This window comes from Porticoccus litoralis, from assembly GCF_030676955.1.
Classification (GTDB): domain Bacteria; phylum Pseudomonadota; class Gammaproteobacteria; order Pseudomonadales; family Porticoccaceae; genus Porticoccus; species Porticoccus litoralis.
In genome coordinates this window covers 12,512-33,928 of sequence record NZ_JAUUUU010000001.1, presented here as the reverse complement: position 1 = coordinate 33,928, position 21,417 = coordinate 12,512, and the positions used below count along the sequence as shown (strand labels likewise).

Sequence of the window (21,417 nt, the reverse complement as noted above, 5' to 3'; positions counted from 1 at the left end):
GGTGCCATTAAAAATAGTGATTTTTTCGTGAGTACAAGGAAGCGCCGCGCGGAGAACTGAAGTGTATATCTCATACATGAGGCTTCGAGCACGGCGATGACGCTGTAATCGCGGAAAAAGTGCATTTTTAGAGGTGCCATTTAGCGGCCCTCCCGCAACTGGTGGCGCAACTTCGGGTTGATCCACACCGCGATGATGTCTGACAGCAGGTTAAACAGCACGATCAGCGCGGCAAAGAACACCGTGGTGCCGAGAATCATGGTGTAGTCGCGGTTAAACGCCGCCTGTACGTAAAAGCGGCCGAGGCCGGGAATCTGGAAGATGGTTTCCACCACGAAGGAGCCACTCAACAGCCCGGCGAAGGCGGGGCCGAGAAACGCTACCACCGGAATCAGTCCACCGCGCAGGCCGTGTTTCAGCACCACCACCCATTCCGGCAGGCCCTTGGCGCGGGCAGTGCGAATGTAGTCCTGGGACATCACCTCCAGCATGCCGCCGCGACTTAGGCGAGCAATGTACGCAGCATAGCCAGTGCCGAGGGTGATGGCGGGCAGAATTTTGTCGCCGGGCAGGTCGCCCCAGCCGGATACCGGCAGCCACTCAAACCAGATGCCAAAGATCAGTACCAATAACGGCCCCATCAGGAATGACGGCATACAGATACCGAGCATGGCGGCGGACATGGGGACGTAGTCCTGTGGCGTGTTGGGCTTTAGCGCTGCCATCACCCCGGCGCAGACACCGATGAAGATCGCCACCAGCATGGCGTAGAAAGCCAGTTCGGCGGTGGTGGGCAGGCCGCCGAGAATCAATTCATTGACGGAGCGGCCGGGATAGCGGAACGAGGGGCCAAACTCCCCGTGCACCAGATCGTCCAGGTAGCTGAGGTATTGCTGCCACATGGGCTGGTCCAGCTTGTAGCGGGCCTCCAGTGCCTTGACCACCTCCGGCGGTACAGCTTTTTCGGCGCTGAACGGACCACCGGGGGCGGTGCGCACCAGAAAGAAGGTGGCGGTAATCACCACCAGCAGCACCGGGATGGCCTGTAACAGACGGCTGAGAATAAAGCGGCCCATCAGTGCATGACCTCGGCGGGGACGCTGGCGTCCAGTGACAGTTGTTTGTACAGGGTGTAATTCAGCAGGTTGGGTTTGAGGCCCTTGAGACTGGGGTGCACCAGGCTCTTGCTGGTGTAGATGTAAATGGGGATCACCGGCATATCCTTTAACAGCAGGGCTTCCGCTTCTCGCATCAGCCGATAGCGTTCTTCGCGGTCGCTGGCCTCGGGCGCCAGCTTGATGATCAGCTCGTCGTAGCGGGGGTTGGACCAGCCGGTGCGGTTATTGCCGCCATCGGTGAGCCACATATCGAGAAAGGTGTTGGGGTCCACGTAGTCGCCAATCCAGCCAGCCCGTGCGATGGCGTAGTCGCCGGTGTCGACGGAGTTCAGATAAACCTTCCAGTCCTGGTTGTTGAGCACGATCTTGATGCCCAGCTCCTTGTTCCACATTTGCTGGATGGCCACGGCGATTTTGCGATGGCCCTCGGAGGTGTTGTAGAGCAGTTCGGTAACGGGGAAGCCCTCACCACCGGGATAGCCCGCTTCTGCCATTAGCTCCCGGGCTTTTTCCGGGTCGTAGCGGAAGGCATCCGGGGCGGTATAGCCGAGGGTGTCCGGCGGGGTGAAGGTGTAGGCGGGCAGCTCATCGCCCTTGGTGACCTGTTTAACGATGGCATCGCGGTCGATGGTCATGGCCAGGGCCTGGCGCACACGCTTGTCGCTGAGTTGTGGCACCTTGGTGTTAAAACGGTAGAAATAGTTGCCCAGATAGGCCTGGGTGTAGAGCAGTTCCGGGTGATTTTTGCGGTAGGTGGCCACTTTGTCGATGGGGATGCTGCCGGTACGGTGCAACTGCCCGGAGCGGAACATGCGCTCTTCGGTGGTGACGTTTTCCGTGGGGTGAAAGTGGATGGCGTTGATGCTGACGGTGTCGGCATCCCAGTAATAGGGGTTTTTGCTCACAACCACCCGTTTGAATAGCCGCCATTCACTGAGATTGTAGGGGCCGTTGCCGACAAAGTTGCCGGGGCGGGTCCACTGGCTGCCGCGCTCGTCGGGGGCGCCAAATTTTTCGATGGTGGCGCGGTGTACCGGGTAGTAACTGTAGTGATCCAGCAGTTGCAGGAAATAGGGCGTGGGGTTGGTCAGGGTGACATCCAGGGTGTAGTCATCAATGATTTTCACGCCCACCTGGTCGAAGTCTGTCAGTTCGCCCTTGTAGTAGGCCTCGGCGCCCTTAATGGCAAACAGCATGTAGGCGTACTGGTTGCCCAGCGCCGGTTGCAGGGCTCGCCACCAGGACCAGGCAAAGTCATTGGCGGTCAACGGGTCGCCGTTGGACCAGCGGGCATTGTGGCGCAGGTGGAAGCGGTAGTTTTTGCCGTCCTCACTCACGTCCCAACGTTCGGCGACAGCGGGGATGGGTTCCAGTGTGGCGGGGTCTTTAGCGACCAGCCCTTCCAGCAGGGCAGTGAGAATATTGTGTTCGGGGATGCCGGTGACGATGTGGGGGTCCAGCTCCTGGGGATCGGTGCCGTTGCCCAGATGTAAGATGCCCTCCCGGTTGCCGGTGGCGACATTGCTTTCTCCACCGCTGCAGGCCAACAACAGGCAACAGAGCAGGGCGAGGGTGACGGCATTCCCAATTGCTTTGCCAGTGGCTTTCGTAGTGGCTTTCACAGAGGCTTTCACAGTGGCGTTAAAAGTCGCGATCATGCACGGGCCAGTTTAGTAAAGAAGCTCCCTATGTTAGGGAAGGACAGCACCTGATACTAGCCCGGATTGCGGTTGAAATGCATCATTGAAGCGACCATAATGCCCACCCTCGCTGGTTAGACCAGCACGGCTGTTAAAGCCATTCTTTATGGTGACCCCTGTTGGTCCCCTCGCAACGATCAGCTGCGAACCCCGCCAGGCCCGGAAGGGAGCAACGGTAGCAGTGACATCGTGTGCCGGGGTGTGGCTGGCAGGGGAAGCCACCAGATTCCCAACCCTTTTTCCCCTGAGTGATACGCGCGCTTGTATGCCATCGGCTGTGCTTATGCCGAGTAAACTTGTTTGTTCGGGGCTGCGTGAGCGGACTCAGAAATGCACAAAAAAACCCTCGTGCAACCTGACCATAGGGAGAAGCGGCCATGGCCAGGTTGCACTTGGGTACGACAAGTGCCACAGGTTCTTGTTCTTTAACCCTGTTGTCGCGAAGCCCATTGAAAAACTATCTGTGTGGCTTCTGCATCGTTCAAAAGACTGTTATGCGGCGTCGATTTTCAGGGTCTGGTTTACCAAGTGGTTAAGTTCCGGTAGACAGGAGCCGCAGTTGGTGCCGCATTTCAGTTGTTCGCCCAGATGTTTTACCGAGCAGGCGCCATCGACGATGGCTTGAATAATCTGTTTTTCACCCACTTCGAAACAGGAGCAGATCAGTCTGCCCTTATCACTCTTGGCCATGTCCCGGCCTGCTAAAAGTAGCCAGGGTGAGCCTTCAATGGGTTTGTTGATGATGTCTTTTAACCAGTCGGGGGAAGGCAAGGCTTTCTGATCCCTGTGGGTGAAAATACCCAGGGTCAATTGCGATTGCCGGTAACAGATAAAGCGTTCATCTCCCATTGCCGGATCGCTGTAGTGGGCGCATCCGTCGCTTTCCTGAACCCGGTTCAGGTAGCTCTGCCAGTCAAAATTTTCTGCCGTGGCGACTCGGTAGCAGTAGCCCTGGCCGTCGGCCACGGGGGCCATGCTCCAGTAGATGAAATCGCTGCAATCCAGGGGCTCGGCGCAAATCAGCGCAGCCCACTGTGGTGTTTCCACTTTTTTAATGGCAGCCGGGTTGTATTTGAATTCAGGCTGGCCCGATACCGGGTCGGTTAGCGGTGCCACCAGGCTGTCGACCCGGGCTCTGCTGGCGTACTGATCGTTCCAGTGAATGGGCACGAAGATTTGACGTTCTGCCAAGCCTTCATCCAGGGTGACCTGTACCTGTATGCAACCGTAGCGGGTGGAAATTTCAGCCAGGTCACCTTCGGCCAGGTTGTTATCAGCAGCGGTGCTGGGGTTGATCAGTACAAACGGCGCATCAATGTGATTGAGCAGCCGTTGGGAACGTCCGGTTCGGGTCATGGTGTGCCACTGGTCGCGAATGCGACCGGTGTTGAGAATGAGTGGATAGGTGGCGGATGGCTCCTGCCGCGGGCCCTGTGGCTGCAACGGGATAAATTGCGCTCTGCCGCTGGACGTGACGAAGCGACCATCACCGAACAGGCGCTTGGTGCCCTCAGGATTGGTGGCATTCACGGGCCATTGCACGGGTTTCAGATCATCGTATTGTTGCTGGGTGAGGGTACTCAAGGCGCTGATATCGAAGGCCCGCTTGCCCCCGTTGCGGAAACCACTGAGAGCTGCGTGCTCGACAAATACATCCCGGGGGGATTCATAAGCGAAGGCGTGGGTAAAGCCGAGTTTGTGCGCTACCAGGGTGAGTATCCACCAGTCGTGACGGGCTTCTCCCGGTGGCGTTGTGAGGGAGCGTTGGCGTGATATTCGCCGTTCCGAGTTGGTCACCGTGCCGGATTTTTCGCCCCAGCTGGTGGCCGGCAGCAGAATGTTGGCCGTGGCGGTGGTGTCGGTTTCGGCAATACAGTCCGAGACGATCACCGTGTCGCAAGCCTGCAGTGCCGCCTTGACCTTGTCCGCGTTGGGCAGGCTCACCACCGGGTTGGTGCCCATGATCCAGATAGCCTTGATTTTACCTTCAGCCACGGCATCAAACAGATCCACGGCTTTCAGCCCCGGCTGCTGACACAGGTTGTCGGTTTGCCAGAACGCGGCGACCGTCTCTAAAGCCTCCGGCGTGTAATCCATATGTGCGGCCAGCTGATTGGCTAGGCCACCCACTTCGCGACCGCCCATGGCATTAGGCTGTCCGGTGATAGAGAAGGGGCCCGCACCTACTTTGCCGATTCGACCGGTTGCCAGGTGGCAGTTGATGATGGCGTTGCCCTTATCCGTGCCCGAAGAGGACTGGTTGATGCCCTGGGAGTAGAAGGTGATGGTTTTCTCCGTATCGGCAAACCATTGGTAGAACGTTGTCAGGGTGTCCTGTTCTAGACCCGCCCGGGAAGCAATTTCATCCATGGAATATTGCTGCGCGATAGCCAGTGTTTCGGCAAAACCCTCGGTGTGGGCTTCTATGTAATCGAGGTCGGTGGCTCTGTGCTGGTGCAGCCAGGCAAGCAAGCCCATAAACAGGAAACTGTCAGAACCAGGTGTGATGGCGAGGTGTACGTCTGCAATGTCGCAGGTGGCGGTTCGGCGGGGATCAATCACCACCACCCGCATATCGGGGTTGTTGTTTTTGGCTGCCACCATGCGACGATACAGCACCGGGTGAGTCCAGGCGGCATTAGAGCCGACCAGTACCAGCAGATCGCAGCTTTCCAGGTCTTCATAGCTGCAGGGTACGGCATCGCCGCCAAAGGCGCGTTTGTAGCTGGCCACTGCCGACGACATACAGAGCCGGGAATTGGTATCGACATGTCCGGTGCCGATAAAGCCCTTGGCCAGTTTGTTGGCGACGTAATAGTCTTCGGTAAGCAGTTGCCCGGACAGGTAGAAGGCGATGGCTTCAGGGCCGTGGGTTTCCCGTATGGTCCTCAGGCGATCTGCCACCGTATCGAGGGCAGTCTCCCAGTCTGTCTGTTGTCCGTTAATACTCGGGTGTAACAGGCGTCCATGGCTGCCCATGGTTTCGTGCAGGGCAGAGCCTTTGACACAGAGAGCACCAAGGTTGGCCGGATGGGTTTCTGAGCCGGACACGGCGATAATCTGATCATCACGCACCTTGGCGGACACACCACAGCCAACACCACAGTAGGGGCAGGTTGTATCCTTTGTGTTTGTTCGCTCGGTCATGTCATTCCATCGATGTCTTACAGACAGGGCCATTCACAGTCCGGTCTGGTGAAACGTTGTTATGGTAAATACTCGCGCGACTGTTCAAGGGGGCGCGGTAAACATTAATTGTTGTTCGTGGTCTCCCAGTGTCTTGTGGGAGGAAATAAGGGCTTCGTAATCGCTGCAAAGGCTTTTGTCGCCAAACAGCAAGGCGGCCTGCAGCCGGTTATCTCGAATGACCAGACGCCGATAAATTCCGGCCTTGGGATCATTGATAACAATATCGCGACTGTCTTCACCTGCGGTGAGGTTGCCAGCTGAAAACACATCAATTCCCGACACCTTCAATTGCGTGGAGTGTTCCCGGGGCTCGTATCGGGCGGACCTGCCGAGCAGTGTTTCGGTGAGGACCTTGGCCTGGTCCCAGATGGGGGCAACAATGCCGACGGTGACGCCGTTGTGTTCGGCGCATTCGCCGAGCGCATAGATATTGGGAAGACTGGTGCGCATCTGGTCATCAACAACAATGCCATGTTTTATGGCCATGCCGCTGCTTTGAAAGACTTCCACATTGGGTGTGATCCCGGCGGCAAACACCACCAGTTCGGCTTCGAGGTGGCGGCCATCTTCCAGAGTAATGCCGGTGACCTGCTCGGTGCCGGTCACGGTTGCCGTTCTGGCATTGGTCAAAATATTTACGCCGCTGCCTTCCATACTTGCTTTAAGCATGTTGGCGGAGTGTTGGTCCAGCTGCCGGTTCATCAGGGTATCGCTGTGGTGTAGCACCGTGACATCCAGTCCGAGTTTGTTCAGGCCATAGGCTGCTTCAAGGCCCAACAGGCCGCCCCCGACCACCAGAACCTTCTCCCCCTGTTCGGCAAAGCTCTGCATGATGGCGATATCGTCCAGGGTGCGGAAGGCCATGACCCCGGGCAGATTGTTGCCGGGAATGTGTGGGATAAAGGGGCGTGAGCCGGTGGCAATGACAATGCTGTCGAAGGTTTGCTGCCAGCCGGACGCGGTGGTTATCGTCCGGCTTTCGCCGTCCAGACGCATGACCGGATCACCGCTGCGCAGCTGTATGTTGTGTAACTGATACCAGTTGTCATCCAGCAGGGGCAGGCCATCGATAGCTTTGTCTCCGGCGAGCACAGTGGATAACTGAATACGGTTGTAGGGTTTAATGCGCTCCTCGCCCAGCATGGTGATGTCACCCTGGTAACCTTCGTTAATCAGGGCTTCAACTATCCGGGCACCGGCCATACCGGTGCCAATGATGGCGAGGCGATGTGTCATGTTCAGGCAGCCTCGGGTTTCTCGCTGTCATTGTGCGCATCGGTGGCGGCTTCAGGGGTTGCCGGTGCCGCCTCTGCAGATTTTTCCTCGGTTTTGACCGCAGGGTTTTTCTGTTTTTCGTACAGGAAGCGCAGCACCTGTTGCCGGTAATGAATAAATTCAGCGTCTTCTGCCAGTGCCAGGCGATCTCTGGGACGCGCCAGTTTGACGTCGAGAATTTCACCGATGGTGGCGGCGGGGCCGTTGGTCATCATGACGATGCGGTCAGAGAGCAATACCGCCTCGTCCACATCGTGGGTGATCATGATCACGGTGTTGCCCAGTCGGGACTGGATTTCCATGAGTGAATCCTGCAGGTGCGCACGGGTCAGGGCATCCAGCGCGCCAAAGGGTTCGTCCATAAGAAGAACCTTGGGTTGCATGGCCAGGCAGCGGGCAATACCGACACGTTGTTTCATGCCACCGGAGATTTCTCCCGGCAATTTGTGCATGGCGTGCTCCATGTGCACCAGCTGGAGGTTGTGTTCAATCCAGTCGTGCATTTCTGCCTTGGTTTTGGTTTTCCTGAACACCCGTTTTACCGCCAGCTCAACATTCTGGTAAACGCTGAGCCAGGGCAGTAAAGCGTGGTTCTGGAAAACCACGGCGCGGTCGGGACCGGGTTTGTCCACTTCCTTGCCTTCGAGAATGACGCCGCCTTCGGTTGCTTCGTAAAGTCCGGCGACTATGTTCAAGACGGTTGATTTGCCACAGCCGGAGTGCCCGATCAGGGAAATAAATTCACCTTGGTCAATGCTGAGATCAACTCCCTGCAACGCTCTGAACGGTTTGTCATCGGTGGGGAATTCAATGCCCACATGGCTGATTTCAAGATAACTGTTTTTCATTACCTGCTCCTTGACGAAATGCCTTGGGGTTAACGAAGAATGGCTTGTTTGTCCCAGCTAATGCGGCGCTGAATTGCCAGCATCAGGCGGTCAAGAATAAAACCGATAAGGCCGATGGTGAGTACGGCCACCATGATGCGACCCAGTGATTCCGAAGAACCGTTCTGGAATTCATCCCAGATAAATTTTCCCAATCCCGGGTTTTGCGCCAGCATTTCGGCGGCAATCAGCACCATCCAGCCGGTGGCCAGGGATAACCTCAGGCCGGTGAAAATCATTGGAATGGCGGAAGGGATCACAATGGTGCGCACATGCACCAATGGCGGTAACTGTAATACCCGGCTGACATTCACCAGATCGCGGTCGATACTGGTAACACCAACGGTGGTGTTGATCACGGTGGGCCACAGACAGCACAGGGTTACGGTAAAGGCAGAGGTCAGGAAAGCCTTTTCAAACATGGGCTCTTCTGTCACGTAGAGGGCCGATACCACCATAGTGACTAATGGCAGCCAGGCCAGTGGTGAGACTGGTTTGAATGTCTGGATAATCGGGTTTACCGCTTGGTAGACCTTTTCGCTGAGACCGCAAACGATACCTAGGGGAATCGCAATGATGGATGCGATAAAAAAGCCGAACGAGACGGTATAAAGGCTGGTGATGATCTGGTCGAAGAAGGTCGCTTTTCCGGGGTAGTCACGGATTTTTACTTCTGCATCGGGGTTTTTTGCCAGCTTTTTGGCATTGCGTTCTTCCTGACGTTTGTAGAAATCAGCTTCTTTCTGACGGGCGCGATTGTGTTCATCCACGAGGTTTTTGGATTGCTCCCAAACCTGGACCGGGCCGGGAAAGTGTCCCAGCGAGGTGATGATGCTGTTGGCAACGCCTTGCCACAGCATGAGAAAGATAACGATACCAGCCAAGGGAAGAATGAGGGATTTTCCCATGTGGCGAAGTAGAAGTAGCAGTTTGCCTGGAGAGATTGAAAAACTCCCTTGTTCATTTCTGAATATGGCCGCTATTTCAGTCATGACATTAATCCTGGGGTGTTGTATCCGGCAGGTTTCCCTGCCGGATGTATGGCTTTAATGGATATCCTGCAACTATTACGCCATTACAGGGTTTCGTCTTTTAAGCCGATGGTCAGTTTTTCCAGATAAGCATTGGGTTGCTTTCCGTCGTAGGTCACATCATCGAGGAACTCGGTTTGTGGTGGGCGGAAGCCGCTCTCGGAGGTGAAGTCGGGGAAGTCCGACGCATCCATGATGCCGTCAGCGATCAATTCTTTCGCTGCAGTGGCGTAAATGTCGGGGCGATAGACTTTTTTCGCCGTTTCAAAATACCAGTCATCGGATTTTTTCTCGGAGATCTGACCCCAGCGACGCATTTGCGTCAGGTACCAGACGGCATCCGAGTAGTAGGGGTAGGTGGCAAAGTAACGGAAGAACACGTTGAAATCGGGGACTTCACGCTTGTCACCTTTTTCGTATTCGAAGGTGCCGGTCATGCTGTTGGCGATGACGTCGTAGTCGCCGCCTACATATTCAGGCTGTGAGAGAATTTTTACGGCTTCCGGACGGTTGGCGTTGTTGTTCTCATCGAGCCACTTGGCGGCACGCAGCAGTGCCTTAACCACGCGAATGGTGGTATTCGGGTATTTTTCGGTGAACCCCTTGGTCATGCCGAATACTTTTTCCGGGTTGTTTTTCCAGATTTCGTAGTCGGTAATCACGGGAACACCTATACCCTTAAACACTGCCTGCTGGTTCCAGGGTTCACCCACGCAGTAACCGTAGATGGTACCGGCTTCAAGTGTGGCGGGCATTTGGGGTGGGGGCGTTACAGAAAGCTGTGCTTCGGCATCGATCAGGCCGCTGGTATGACCCTTGTGCGGTGCGTAGTAGCCCGGGTGAATACCGCCTGCTGCCAGCCAGTAACGCAGTTCATAGTTGTGTGTGGAAACAGGGAATACCATACCCATCTTGAAGGGCTTGCCCTCAGAGCGGAATTTGTCGACGACGGGTTTCAGATAGTCGGCCTTGATTGGGTGAACAGGTTTTCCACCTTCCATGGGAATGTGTTCTTTCATCATTTCCCAGATTTCATTGGAGACGGTGATGCCGTTACCGTTCAGGTCCATGCTGAAGGGGGTCACGATATGGGCTTCGGTACCGAAACCAATGGTGGCAGCCAGGGGCTGGCCAGCCAGCATGTGTGCGCCATCGAGCTTGCCGTCAATGACACCGTCCAGTAGAACTTTCCAGTTGGCCTGGGCCTCGACAGTGACGTATAGGCCTTCATCTTCAAAGTAGCCTTTTTCATAGGCTACGGCGATGGGTGCCATATCGGTCAGTTTGATAAACCCGAATCTCAGCTCATCCTTTTCGGGTTCGCCAACCTCGGCATGTGTCATGGCGGCAGCCGCTATACCGCAGATCGCCAATAAATGTTTCACAAGTGATGGCTTTTTACGGCCGGTAGAGTATCCCTTGTCGACTTTCATAAGAACTGCTTCCTCTTTGTTAACCATGATGCATAAAAAAAGCCCACCTACAGTGTGTAGGGGGCTTCTTTACCCGTAAAGTCAGCTTTGACAGCTAACACGACGATGACGTTGCTCTGTTGTCTTTTAATTATACAAATAACATGCCAATTAACGGTGCACCGAAAATAAAGGGCTTCGGGCCGGGTCGAGAGTTATTCGCTCAAAATTGCCATGGAGCAGTGCATAGTATGTGCGCGTCGCGCACCAAGGTGGTGCGACAGCGAGGGGTGATTGTCAGGACGAGAGCATCAGGTCGCTGCCAACCTCGATTCCCTCGCTGAAGAAATAGGGTTGATCATGGGTGCCTTCAGATTTGTAGTCTTTATCCGGTGCCGGCATATCCAGCAGGCGTGCTGATTCGCGGTAAAGGTCAGTACGGAAGCACTGTTGTGTGATGGAGGCGATACGGTTGGCATCAAAGATCTTGCCCAACATGGGCTCGCATTGATGCAGAATCAGCTCGGCCTGTGAACGCCAAGGGAAACCGGCGTTATAGCGTGAAAATACATGAAAGTTCTGTTGCTGCCGTGGTGTATCTGTGCGGTCCTGGGGGATATGGCCGGTCAGGGATGGGCGCAGGTAATGAGCTGGCAGGTCCAGATATTCCGGCCGGGAAAGCAGCTCGATAATCGGCTCCCGATTGTTCATGTCAGCCAGCCATTGACATGCCTCCATCAGGGCAAGCCGGAGTCGGAGGTGTGTGCCGGGATTGTGGGTGTGCCAGTCTTCCAGCACGCCCAGGACTTTTTCTGGTGCATTGTTCCAGACATCAAAGCCGGTGCTGCTGAGTACGCCAACACCATAGGCGACGGCAATGCTGTTCCAGGGTTCGCCGACACAGAAACCATCGATAACGCCCTGTGCAAGGCTATCTACCATCTGTTCTGGCGGTAGAACAATAATGCGTACATCGTGATCCGGGTCCAGACCTCCGGCCTTCAGCCACATGCGCAGCTGGATCGTATGGGTGGAGAACAGGTGGACCGTGGCCAGTGTCAGTGGCTGTTTTTCACCGCGTTCACGCTGCGCCATGGCAAATGCACTGGCGGTGGCCTGTGCATCACGGGTTTGCAGGGGTTGGTCAGACAGCTCGTTCATGCGCTCCCAGAGTGGGGGAGCCAGAGTAATGCCATTACCGTTCAGGGACAGCACCAGCCCGGTTACAATGGGCGCACGGATGCCGGTGGCGCCCAGAGTAATAACCAAAGGCATTGGCGCCAGCATCTGTGCAGCGTCAAAAGTTCGGGCGATAAGCTTGTCACGGATGTTTGCCCAGGAAACCTCGCGGTGCAGGGTGACATCAAGACCGTATTTGGCAAAGAGGCCGAGTTCCTGAGCTACTATCAGCGGTGCGCTGTCACTGAGCCGCATATAACCCAGGTTCAGATGCTGTTTTTCCGCCACCGGAAGCGATTTGGGATTAATCTTCTGCATTGTCCTTACCCTTGCCACGGGTTCCCCCGAGAATTTTTATCACCGAGCGCGCTGCTTCGGGAAGACTCATATTTGAATCCATCGACAGGGTGCGCAAGGTCTTATGGGCTTTGTCTTCGTTGATGCCGTGCTGGGCCATCAGAAGTTGTTTGGCCTCTTCAATAACGGAGTGGCTTGCCAACTTGGTCCTTGCGTCGTCCAGGGCTTGGCGCAGGGACTGATAGGATTTGAACTGAGCGATGGCCAGGTCAATCACGGGTTTGACCCGTTGTGGATTGAGCTCTTCCATCATGTAGGCGGTTACCCCGGCATCCACCGCTTCCTCGATAAAATCCGGGTCGTCTTCACTGGAAAACATGACTACCGGCTTGGGGTTGTAACTGTTCACTACGGAGAGGCTTTCCAGCACGTCCCGACCGGGGGACTGCAGATCAATCAATACAAGATCAGGCTGTAATTGTTCAATCTGAAACAACAGGCCGGCAGCGGAAGGTAAGCGTGAGATCACCTCAAAACCCGAGGCTTTGAGTTTTTCTTCAACACTGGCAGAACGTTCGGGATGATCGTCCACCAGCATGATACGAATGGGGTCTTTGCTGGTCGTCATGATCAGGTACGCCAGCTGTAAAAGGAATTTGACATGGGAAACATAACTACACAGAGATAACCCAGGATCGTAAATCATACTCCGACCCTGGGTCATGCTCCAGTGCGGCATACTGCTCAGACTGACAGCCGATCAGAAGTTCAGCATAACGCTGAACCAGACTTTCTCTGTATCAACAAATAGCTGATCAGCGTTGTAGTTAGCATATTTGAGTTGGACGGAAAGGTTTTTGTTAACCGCATAGGTGGCCACGGCATCAAATTCTTCACCGTAGTCGTCGTTGGGGCCGCTCTCATCTGCCTCAAAATCGTGATAGAAGGCTGCCAATGCAACGCCGGCCACTTTACCTGTAACCTTGAAGTACATGTCTTCAATACCACCGGCAGGGGTAGCCAGGAACATATCTGCCCAGCCCTGGAACTTGTGAAGAGTGGCAAGCGGGGTGACAAAACCCTTGACGCCGTCATCACTGCCCAGCTCTTCGTAGCCCACGCCCAGCCCTACACCCTTGACGGTGGTGCCGAGTTCTAACATGTAGTATTCGGTGTCGTAGTCAACCGCGTTGTCACCATAGTCGGTTTGAGATGCTGCCGCAGCGGCAACCGTGATTGGGCCAAATTTACCGCTATATTCCACACCATAGGTTTGCGATGAAAGCGCGTTATCTATAGTTTCCATAGAGTGGGCGTTATCAAAGTCGAGGAGGTAGGCGTATGCCCCCAGCTTATGCCCTTCTGCGGGTGAATAAGAAACGTATAAAGCATGTGAGTCTGAATCAAAACGGCGAGGTTGGGCGTGTCCGTTGGTGTCTGGACCAAAGATGCGGTCTACGTCCCAGATATAGCTGTAGTCTACGTTAACTGGCCCAATTGGCAGCTCGACGCGGAATGAGTCGTAGGTCTGCTCATTCTGGCGCCAGCCAACGCCGCCGACAAAACGTTGTCCGGAGTGCAGAATACGCTGGCGACCAGCGGTGCCGGTGAAGTACTTGTTGGTGTATTTCAGCAAAGCCTGGTTGATGGTGGTCCCATCAGGGTCAGCGACAATCGAGTACTGACCACCTTTGCCATTGGATGGTGTGCCATATCGCTCATTGCCAATCTGGCTGACGTCATCCACCTCGAGAAGAGCGGAAAAACCTTCATAAGCAGCAGTAGACAGGGTGACCCTGGATTTCAAAGTCGATGCCTTGGCAATCTCTTGCGGGTTATCTTGATCTACATACTCATAGCGATAGCGGAAGCTAAACTTCGCATCGCCTTTGGTAAACATTTCGGTAAAGCTTGTCGCTTCATCCGCGGTCGCAGCTACAAAAGGATGCGCGCCCAGCAAAACAGCCAATGCAGAATATTTTAAAAATTGCTGCTTCATAACAAGTCCTCGAGTTAAAAAATCCCCAAACTAAAAAAACAAAAAGCCCGCACGCCGGATGGAGGCGTGCGGGCTTCGTTGCCCAACAGAATACAATGTCAATTCCCAAATAGCACAAAATGTGCCAAATCAATAACCTTTTGATTATTAAAAGTTTAATTGTTTTTTTGGGGTCAAAAGTTTTCGGAATTGACTTAGAATAGTGCGCAAAAAACAGTTAAAGAATTATTTTAGGGCACGAAATAATAGAGTTGAGTCAGTAACTTTTTTTCGTTTGCGCAATAAAAAAAGTAACAACGACATACCGCAAAGGTATGCCGTTGGTCATTGGGTTACTGATTGGGGCAGTTCTCTTTTTGCTGGCGTTTTTCCTGGACCCGCTCTTTCATTTCAGCCTTTGCGGCCATGGCTTCCGCTTTGCTTACCAGGCCATTGCCATCTTTATCCATCGTGGCAAAGTGGGCGCGACGTTTCGCCAGCATCCGTTCCAGCCCCTGTTCATGCTCTTCCATAGTGATGTTGCCATCGTTATCCGTATCCATACGATCAAACATGAAATGGCCCCGGTGGTGTTCGCCTTTGGCCTTCGGTTGGGATGGCGACTCGGCGAGAGCAGTATAGGAAGCGAGCAGGGCGCACAGGGTAAATAACAGGTATTTGCGCATAAGAAATCCTCTTCTGTGATGATTGCGTCACCTGTATAACGCGCGCCCAGTCAATTGGTTGACGCGCGTCTGAAAAAAGTTTCTGTTGGTGTGAGCCGAGGTCTATTTGTCGAGGATTCTCTCGGCTTCATCCATGAGGCGGTTCATACGCTCTATAACTGCGAGGTAGACATCCTTAGACGCCATATCGACACCCGCCGCAAGAAGAATTTCGTAAGGGTAATCAGACCCACCTGCACGGAGAATATCGAGGTATTGTTGCTGTGCCTCTTCACCATCATTGAGTACACGGTCCATCAGGTAGTAGGCGGCGGAAATGGACGTGGCGTATTGGTACACATAAAAGTTGCGGTAAAAATGCGGAATATAGGCCCACTCGGCGGTATAGGCATCGTCAATAATCATGACGCCTTTGTCATGGCCAAAATAACGTTTCAGCAGGTCGCCATACATCGTGTTCAGTTTGTCGCCGGAAAGTGCGCCGCCGTTTTCCACATGTTCATGAATGGCGAGCTCAAACTCTGCAAATTGAGTCTGGCGGAAGAAGGTGCCTCGCAATTGATTCAGCTCCTTAAACAGGTAGTGAAGGCGCTCCTGGTCGGTTTTTGCGTTGTTGCGCAGATATTCAAACAGCAGGACTTCGTTGGCTGTTGACGCGATTTCTGCGGTGAACGTGGCGTAATCCGCCTTGGTAAACGGCTGGTTGCGATTTGCCAGCAGAGAGTGCATGGCATGGCCCCATTCGTGGGCAAAGGTGCTGACAGATTCGATGGTGTCATCAAAGTTCAGCAGCATATAGGGGTGAGCGTCATAGGCGGCTCCCATCACGTAGGCGCCACTGCGTTTGCCAGGGCTGGGATAAACATGCATCCAGTTCTGGTTGACGGCATCTGTAAAGGTTTTTATGTAGTCTTCACCTAGGGGTTGCAGGGCTGCGATGGTCAACGCCTTGGTTTCTTCCAGGCTGTAGGTGCGATCCAGAGGAACTACCGCGGGATAAATATCGTAGTAGTGGGATTCTTTAAGCCCAAGTACCCGCTGACGCAATTTCACCAGTCGATGCAGGCTGTCGAGGTGTTCATTCACCGTATCTACTAGGGCGTGGTAGACGGTCTGGGGGATATTGTCCTCTGCCTGTGCGCGTTGCAGGGCCGAGTCAAAACCCCTCAGGCGGGCCATCAATACATCGTTTTTAACTTGTCCCTCAAGGGTTAATCCCAGTGTCTGCCGGTACTTCTGGTAGGTCTCCCAGAATTGATCGAACACCAGTTTGCGATCATCGCGGTTATCCACCGCCCGGTATTGTGAGTAACCCGCCGGAGTCAGCACCACTTCATTGCCATCGGAAAGTGTCACCGTTGGCATCGGCATTTCAGCATTGGTCAACACATCGTAGACACTGGAAGGTGTCTGCATGGTGTCGAAGGTTGCGGCCAGAATTTTTTCTTCTGCATCACTGAGTGTGTAGGGTGCCATGTGCAGGGTTTTTCGGATAAAAAAATCGTGGTCTGCCAGCTTGTCGGTTTGCTTCTGGAAGCGACTGAGTTTTTCCTCGCCAATGGCGATTAATTCGGGGCTGACGAAGCTGGTGGCTTCGATCATTTGCGTAACGAGCATCTGGGCAACCGAGGCACGTTCAAGGTACTGGGCATTGCTGAAATCGGTGTCTCTGGCAAGAAATGAATACACATACAGGTGTAGTAGGTCTTTGTAGGTCTCACTGATGTCGTTGAGGCAGCTGGCGAGTTTGTCAGCACTGTCACCAAGCTTACCCTTGCACTCTGTCAGGGTTTCGATTCGAGCGGCAATGTTTTCTCGGTCTTTATCCCAGCTGGCAATGTCCGGGTACAAGTCTCCCAGGTCCCAGACTGTATCGGTGGCAAGAGGATCGCTGGAGCCCTTGTCGTTAACATCGGCGGCTTGGCTGCTGGCGCAGAAAAACAGGACGATAAAGAGAGAAAGAAAACTTGTCAGGGCGTTTGTGGAATAATTTTTTTGACAGTGCATTGCAGGGATCCGTTAGATAGCTTTGCGGTAATAGTGTTTCCTGGGACGGTGTCCGAGGCGCGGCGCAGAATATGCTGCTGTTCGTCTATGACGATAGCATACCCTCTGTCCAGTGTTTGCAGGGGACTGACAGCCTGTAGCAGGGTTGAAGCATTGACCCATTGCTGGCGCTTGAGTTCCAGCTGTTTTTCCATGATGCGGTGTAACCGGTCAGACAACTGCATGTGTCGCTGTTGCAGTTGTTTAAGGGCGGCCCCAGGGTGGCGTTGCTGGAGTCGGGCGCCTAGGTGTTGCACCCTGGTTTTCTGGCGTTCGAGCTGAAGTGCCAGCTGTTTCACAAGACGATGGGAGAGAGACTCCAGTCTGTGGTGTTGGTGTTTTAGCTGCTCGCCAGGATGGCGCAGTCGTCGCTGCAGCCCATCAATACGTTGTTCTAAGGCGCGCAGGCGGCGATAGGCACTTTCTTTTAACAGTCGTTCCCGATCAACAAAGCTGCTCAATAGTTTGCTGCCGTCGGGGGTTAGCACTTCAGCGGCTGCAGAAGGCGTGGGGGCCCGGTAGTCGGCAACAAAATCTGCAATGCTGAAATCCACTTCATGCCCCACGGCACTGACCACAGGAATTCGGCTCGCAAAAATGGCTCTTGCGACAATTTCCTCATTAAAGGGCCAGAGATCTTCCAGTGAGCCGCCTCCACGACCAACGATCAGGGCATCACACTGGTTGTCTTCATTGGCGAGGGCAATGGCATCGACAATGGCTGCAGCGGCTGTATCTCCCTGAACCGTGGTGGGGTATATGCGCACCGGAATGGCGGGGAAGCGTCGAGACATCACCGACAGGATGTCGTGCAAGGCAGCCCCGCTGGGGGAGGTGATTACCCCGATCCGTTTGGGGAGGGTGGGCAGGGATTTTTTATGGCTGTTGTCAAATAACCCTTCTTCCGCCAGCCGCTGTTTCAACGCTTCATACTGGCGCTGCAGGGCACCGTGACCGGCCTCTTCAAGATGTTCGACGATCAGCTGGTATTCGCCTCGTCCTTCATAAAGACTGAGTCGGCAGCGGGCCAGTACCTGATGCCCATTTTCGGGGCGGAAGCGGGTCAGGCTGTTGCGGTTGCGGAACATGGCACAGCGAACCTGAGCCTGATCATCTTTGAGGGTAAAGTACCAATGACCGGATGCCGGGCGCGCCAGGTTGGAGATTTCACCCTCGACCCAGACCAGCGGGAACTGGGTCTCCAGTAATTGCCGGACTCGGCGATTGAGCTGCGAAACCGTGTATGTCACAACTGATGTTTCCATGCAGCTATTGTCCACCGGTGGCGTTTAGAGTCAACGTGAATCCACCTTTTTCAGGTCTATTAACGGCGGTGAAAAGAGGTGTGTTTTCAAGGGTAACGGCTTATAATGCCGTGCTTACTTTTTATGGAACACTTGATGCCAAGCCAGCAGGTTGGCAGTGGTTTCCATCATCCATTATCAATGAGGTAAGCCATCCCGATGTTGCGAATCGCAGAAGAAGCACTCACCTTTGATGACGTGTTGTTGGTGCCCGGTTATTCCGAGATCACAGCCAAAGATGTGTCGCTAAAAACCCGCCTTACCCGCCGAATCGAAATGAATATCCCACTGTTGTCTGCGGCCATGGACACAGTTACAGAAGCTCGCCTGGCCATAGCTCTCGCCCAGGAAGGCGGTGTTGGTATTGTTCACAAGAGCATGACTATTGAAAAACAGGCCCTGGAAGTGAGGGCAGTGAAAAAATTCGAGAGTGGTGTCGTTAAAGACCCTATTACCATCAATGCGGACGAATCGGTCAGCGCGTTGCTGGCCCTCACCAGAGAAAACAATATTTCTGGCGTTCCTGTGATCAGTAACGGTGAACTGGTGGGTATTGTCACCCGGCGAGATGTGCGCTTTGAACCCAGCCTGGATCTGCCAGTATCGGCGATCATGACCCCGAAAGAGCGATTGGTAACGGTCAAGGAAGGGGCCAGTGCCGATGAAGTGAAGTCGCTACTGCACAAGCACCGTATCGAAAAAGTGTTGGTGGTCAATGACGATTTTGAATTGCGTGGCCTGATCACGGTAAAAGATATCGACAAGGCCGAGAAATACCCCAGTGCTTGTAAAGACGATCAGGGTCGTCTCCGGGTCGGCGCTTCCGTGGGTACCAGCCTTGATACCGATGACCGTGTCGAGGCGCTAATTCGCGAAGGCGTGGATGTGCTAGTCGTGGACACGGCTCACGGTCACTCTCTCAACGTGATCAGCAGGGTACGCCGCATCAAGGAAATGTACCCCGACGTTGATGTGATCGGCGGTAATATTGCTACGGCTGAAGCAGCCCTGGCACTCGCCGAAGCCGGTGCCGATGGTATCAAGGTAGGCATTGGCCCCGGTTCCATCTGTACCACCCGCATTGTCACTGGTATCGGTGTTCCGCAGATATCTGCGGTAGCCAATGTGGTGGCTGCACTGAGCAAGCACAATATTCCCGTTATTGCCGATGGCGGCATTCGCTTTTCAGGTGACGTGGCCAAGGCGCTCGCGGCAGGAGCACATTCGGTGATGATGGGTTCCATGTTTGCCGGCACCGAAGAGGCGCCGGGTGAAATTGAGCTGTATCAGGGCCGCACCTACAAATCCTATCGTGGTATGGGTTCCATGGGAGCTATGGCGCAGACAGTGGGTTCCAGTGATCGTTACTTCCAGGATGCCAGCCAGGGCGTTGAAAAGCTGGTGCCCGAGGGTATTGAAGGGCGTGTTCCCTATAAAGGACCGGTTGCTGGCATCATTCATCAGATGATGGGCGGTGTACGCTCGGCTATGGGCTACACCGGCAGCATCGATATTGAGACGCTGCGTAGTAAGCCCAATTTTGTCCGGGTGACATCCGCTGGCATGGGAGAAAGCCACGTGCATGATGTGGCGATTACCAAGGAAGCGCCCAATTACCCCCGTTAACGGGTGCGAATGGGTTAAACAGAACAAACAGGGCTGCATGGTGCAGCCCTTTTAAATTGGCTTTTAACTGGCAATGGCAGGGTTATGACAGACATTCATTCACACAGGATCCTGATTCTCGATTTTGGCTCCCAATATACGCAGTTGATTGCGCGCAGGGTCAGGGAAATTGGTGTGTATTCGGAAATTCATCCATGGGATATGGATGAAACGGCCATTCGCGAATTCAATCCCAAGGGCATTATTCTTGCCGGGGGCCCCGAGTCTGTCACGGCCGGATTTTCGCCGCGAGCTCCTCAGATAGTGTTTGAAATGGGCATTCCCGTTCTGGGCATCTGCTACGGGATGCAGACCATGGCGGAACAGCTGGGTGGTGCTGTGCAGGGCTCCAATCTACAGGAGTTTGGTTATGCCCAGGTCAAGGTGCACGGTAGCAGCCGCCTGTTACGGGATGTTGTCGATCACGTGGACCAAGAAGGCGGCCCGTTACTCGATGTCTGGATGAGTCACGGGGACAAGGTGACCACCTTGCCTGAAAGATTCGAAGTGATGGCCTCTACCGAGTCTTGTCCGATTGCAGGTATGTATTGCCCTCAGCGGGATTTCTACGGTGTGCAGTTCCACCCCGAGGTGACCCACACACTGCAGGGCATGCGTATTTTTGAGCACTTTGTGTTGACCATTTGTGAGTGTGAGGCTCTTTGGACCCCCGCGCATATTATTGAAGACAGTATCGCCCGCATTCGTTGCCAGGTGGGGAATGATCCCGTCTTGCTAGGCCTTTCCGGCGGCGTTGATTCCTCTGTGGTTGCGGCTCTGCTTCACAAGGCTATTGGTGATCACCTCACCTGTGTATTTGTGGACAATGGACTGCTGCGCAAGAACGAAGGTGACCAGGTGATGGAAATGTTCGCCAAGAATATGGGCGTCAAGCTGATTCGCGTCGATGCCGAGGAACGCTTCCTCAGCAAGCTTGCCGGGGTGGATGACCCTGAAAAGAAACGCAAGATCATCGGCAATACCTTTATCGAAGTCTTTGACGAGGAATCCGCCAAGCTTTCTGATATCAAGTGGCTGGCCCAGGGTACCATCTATCCGGATGTGATCGAATCCGCTGCGGCCAAGACTGGCAAGGCCCACGTGATCAAGTCACACCATAACGTTGGCGGCCTGCCGGACGATATGAAAATGGAATTGGTGGAACCGCTGCGCGAGCTGTTCAAGGATGAAGTGCGCAAAATCGGCCTTGAACTGGGGCTGCCCTATGACATGGTCTACCGCCACCCGTTCCCGGGCCCTGGCCTTGGCGTGCGTATTCTCGGCGAGGTTAAAAAGGATTATGCGGATCTGCTGCGCGAGGCTGATGCCATCTTTATCGAGGAACTTCACAAAGCCGATTGGTACCACAAAACCAGCCAGGCGTTCGTTGTATTTCTGCCGGTGAAATCCGTCGGCGTAGTGGGGGATGCCCGTCGCTACGAATATGTCGTGTCGCTGCGAGCTGTCGAAACGGTGGACTTTATGACCGCCCGCTGGGCTCATCTGCCTTACGAGCTGCTGGAAAAAGTCTCCAATCGCATCATCAATGAGATTTCCGGTATCTCCCGGGTTGCCTATGATGTTTCCAGTAAGCCGCCGGCAACGATTGAGTGGGAGTAGATATTTAAGTGTAAGTACTTGATTTAATTA

15 protein-coding genes and 1 other RNA gene are annotated in these 21,417 nt (G+C 54.3%); 3 read left to right on the top strand and 13 right to left on the bottom strand.

Annotation, left to right across the window (positions count from 1 at the left end; all coding sequences use genetic code 11):
* Window positions 1-140 precede the first annotated feature (140 nt).
* Both Q8A57_RS00155 and Q8A57_RS00150 read right to left on the bottom strand, forming a co-directional pair.
* On the bottom strand, window positions 141-1,076 hold the full coding sequence (locus Q8A57_RS00155; RefSeq protein WP_305168893.1) for an ABC transporter permease: 936 nt from the start codon (window positions 1,074-1,076) through the stop codon (window positions 141-143).
* A complete protein-coding gene (locus Q8A57_RS00150) occupies window positions 1,076-2,776 on the bottom strand; it encodes a peptide ABC transporter substrate-binding protein (protein WP_305168892.1) in 1,701 nt (566 codons plus the stop codon). Before Q8A57_RS00150 ends, Q8A57_RS00155 begins: the two co-directional genes overlap by 1 nt.
* A gap of 159 nt (window positions 2,777-2,935) precedes the next feature.
* Between Q8A57_RS00150 and ffs the strand changes: the two genes are divergently transcribed.
* Window positions 2,936-3,032: signal recognition particle sRNA small type (gene ffs / locus Q8A57_RS00145), an RNA gene on the top strand.
* A 278-nt stretch (window positions 3,033-3,310) separates the two neighbouring features.
* Here ffs and Q8A57_RS00140 read toward each other — a convergent pair.
* From Q8A57_RS00140 to xseA, 11 genes are all read right to left on the bottom strand, one after another.
* Window positions 3,311-5,965, bottom strand: coding sequence for a nitrate reductase (locus Q8A57_RS00140; RefSeq protein ID WP_305168891.1), 2,655 nt, complete (start codon window positions 5,963-5,965; stop codon window positions 3,311-3,313).
* Between the two features lie 84 nt (window positions 5,966-6,049).
* Window positions 6,050-7,243 carry an NAD(P)/FAD-dependent oxidoreductase gene (locus tag Q8A57_RS00135; protein ID WP_305168890.1) on the bottom strand — a complete coding sequence of 398 codons (1,194 nt, stop codon included), beginning with the start codon at window positions 7,241-7,243 and terminating at the stop codon, window positions 6,050-6,052.
* 2 nt (window positions 7,244-7,245) lie between these two features.
* Entirely contained in the window at window positions 7,246-8,130 is an 885-nt protein-coding gene (locus tag Q8A57_RS00130; protein ID WP_305168889.1) for an ABC transporter ATP-binding protein, read from the bottom strand.
* Between the two features lie 29 nt (window positions 8,131-8,159).
* Window positions 8,160-9,077 (bottom strand): ABC transporter permease, encoded by a 918-nt coding sequence (locus Q8A57_RS00125; protein ID WP_305169697.1) that lies wholly within the window; start codon window positions 9,075-9,077, stop codon window positions 8,160-8,162.
* Between the two features lie 167 nt (window positions 9,078-9,244).
* Complete coding sequence (locus tag Q8A57_RS00120) at window positions 9,245-10,543, bottom strand: CmpA/NrtA family ABC transporter substrate-binding protein (RefSeq protein WP_305169696.1); 1,299 nt, start codon at window positions 10,541-10,543, stop codon at window positions 9,245-9,247.
* Window positions 10,544-10,909: 366 nt separating this feature from the next.
* Window positions 10,910-12,109 (bottom strand): CmpA/NrtA family ABC transporter substrate-binding protein, encoded by a 1,200-nt coding sequence (locus tag Q8A57_RS00115; RefSeq protein ID WP_305168888.1) that lies wholly within the window; start codon window positions 12,107-12,109, stop codon window positions 10,910-10,912.
* On the bottom strand, window positions 12,096-12,794 hold the full coding sequence (locus tag Q8A57_RS00110) for an ANTAR domain-containing response regulator (RefSeq protein WP_305168887.1): 699 nt from the start codon (window positions 12,792-12,794) through the stop codon (window positions 12,096-12,098). The genes Q8A57_RS00115 and Q8A57_RS00110 overlap by 14 nt, the downstream gene beginning before the upstream one ends.
* Window positions 12,795-12,848: 54 nt before the next feature.
* Entirely contained in the window at window positions 12,849-14,087 is a 1,239-nt protein-coding gene (locus Q8A57_RS00105; RefSeq protein ID WP_305168886.1) for an alginate export family protein, read from the bottom strand.
* Window positions 14,088-14,419: 332 nt separating this feature from the next.
* Window positions 14,420-14,752 (bottom strand): EF-hand domain-containing protein, encoded by a 333-nt coding sequence (locus Q8A57_RS00100; protein ID WP_305168885.1) that lies wholly within the window; start codon window positions 14,750-14,752, stop codon window positions 14,420-14,422.
* Window positions 14,753-14,854: 102 nt separating this feature from the next.
* Window positions 14,855-16,759 carry an oligoendopeptidase F gene (pepF, locus tag Q8A57_RS00095; protein ID WP_305168884.1) on the bottom strand — a complete coding sequence of 635 codons (1,905 nt, stop codon included), beginning with the start codon at window positions 16,757-16,759 and terminating at the stop codon, window positions 14,855-14,857.
* The gene (gene xseA / locus Q8A57_RS00090; RefSeq protein ID WP_305168883.1) at window positions 16,723-18,048 is read right to left on the bottom strand and encodes an exodeoxyribonuclease VII large subunit; all 1,326 of its coding nucleotides are present in this window, start codon (window positions 18,046-18,048) and stop codon (window positions 16,723-16,725) included. The genes pepF and xseA overlap by 37 nt, the downstream gene beginning before the upstream one ends.
* Before the next feature lie 213 nt (window positions 18,049-18,261).
* Here xseA and guaB point away from each other — a divergent pair, with 213 nt between their 5' ends.
* Together guaB and guaA are read left to right on the top strand one after the other, a co-directional pair.
* Window positions 18,262-19,728, top strand: a complete 1,467-nt coding sequence (gene guaB / locus Q8A57_RS00085; RefSeq protein WP_305168882.1) for an IMP dehydrogenase — start codon at window positions 18,262-18,264, stop codon at window positions 19,726-19,728.
* An 84-nt stretch (window positions 19,729-19,812) separates the two neighbouring features.
* Window positions 19,813-21,387 (top strand): glutamine-hydrolyzing GMP synthase, encoded by a 1,575-nt coding sequence (gene guaA / locus Q8A57_RS00080; RefSeq protein WP_305168881.1) that lies wholly within the window; start codon window positions 19,813-19,815, stop codon window positions 21,385-21,387.
* Window positions 21,388-21,417 lie beyond the last annotated feature (30 nt).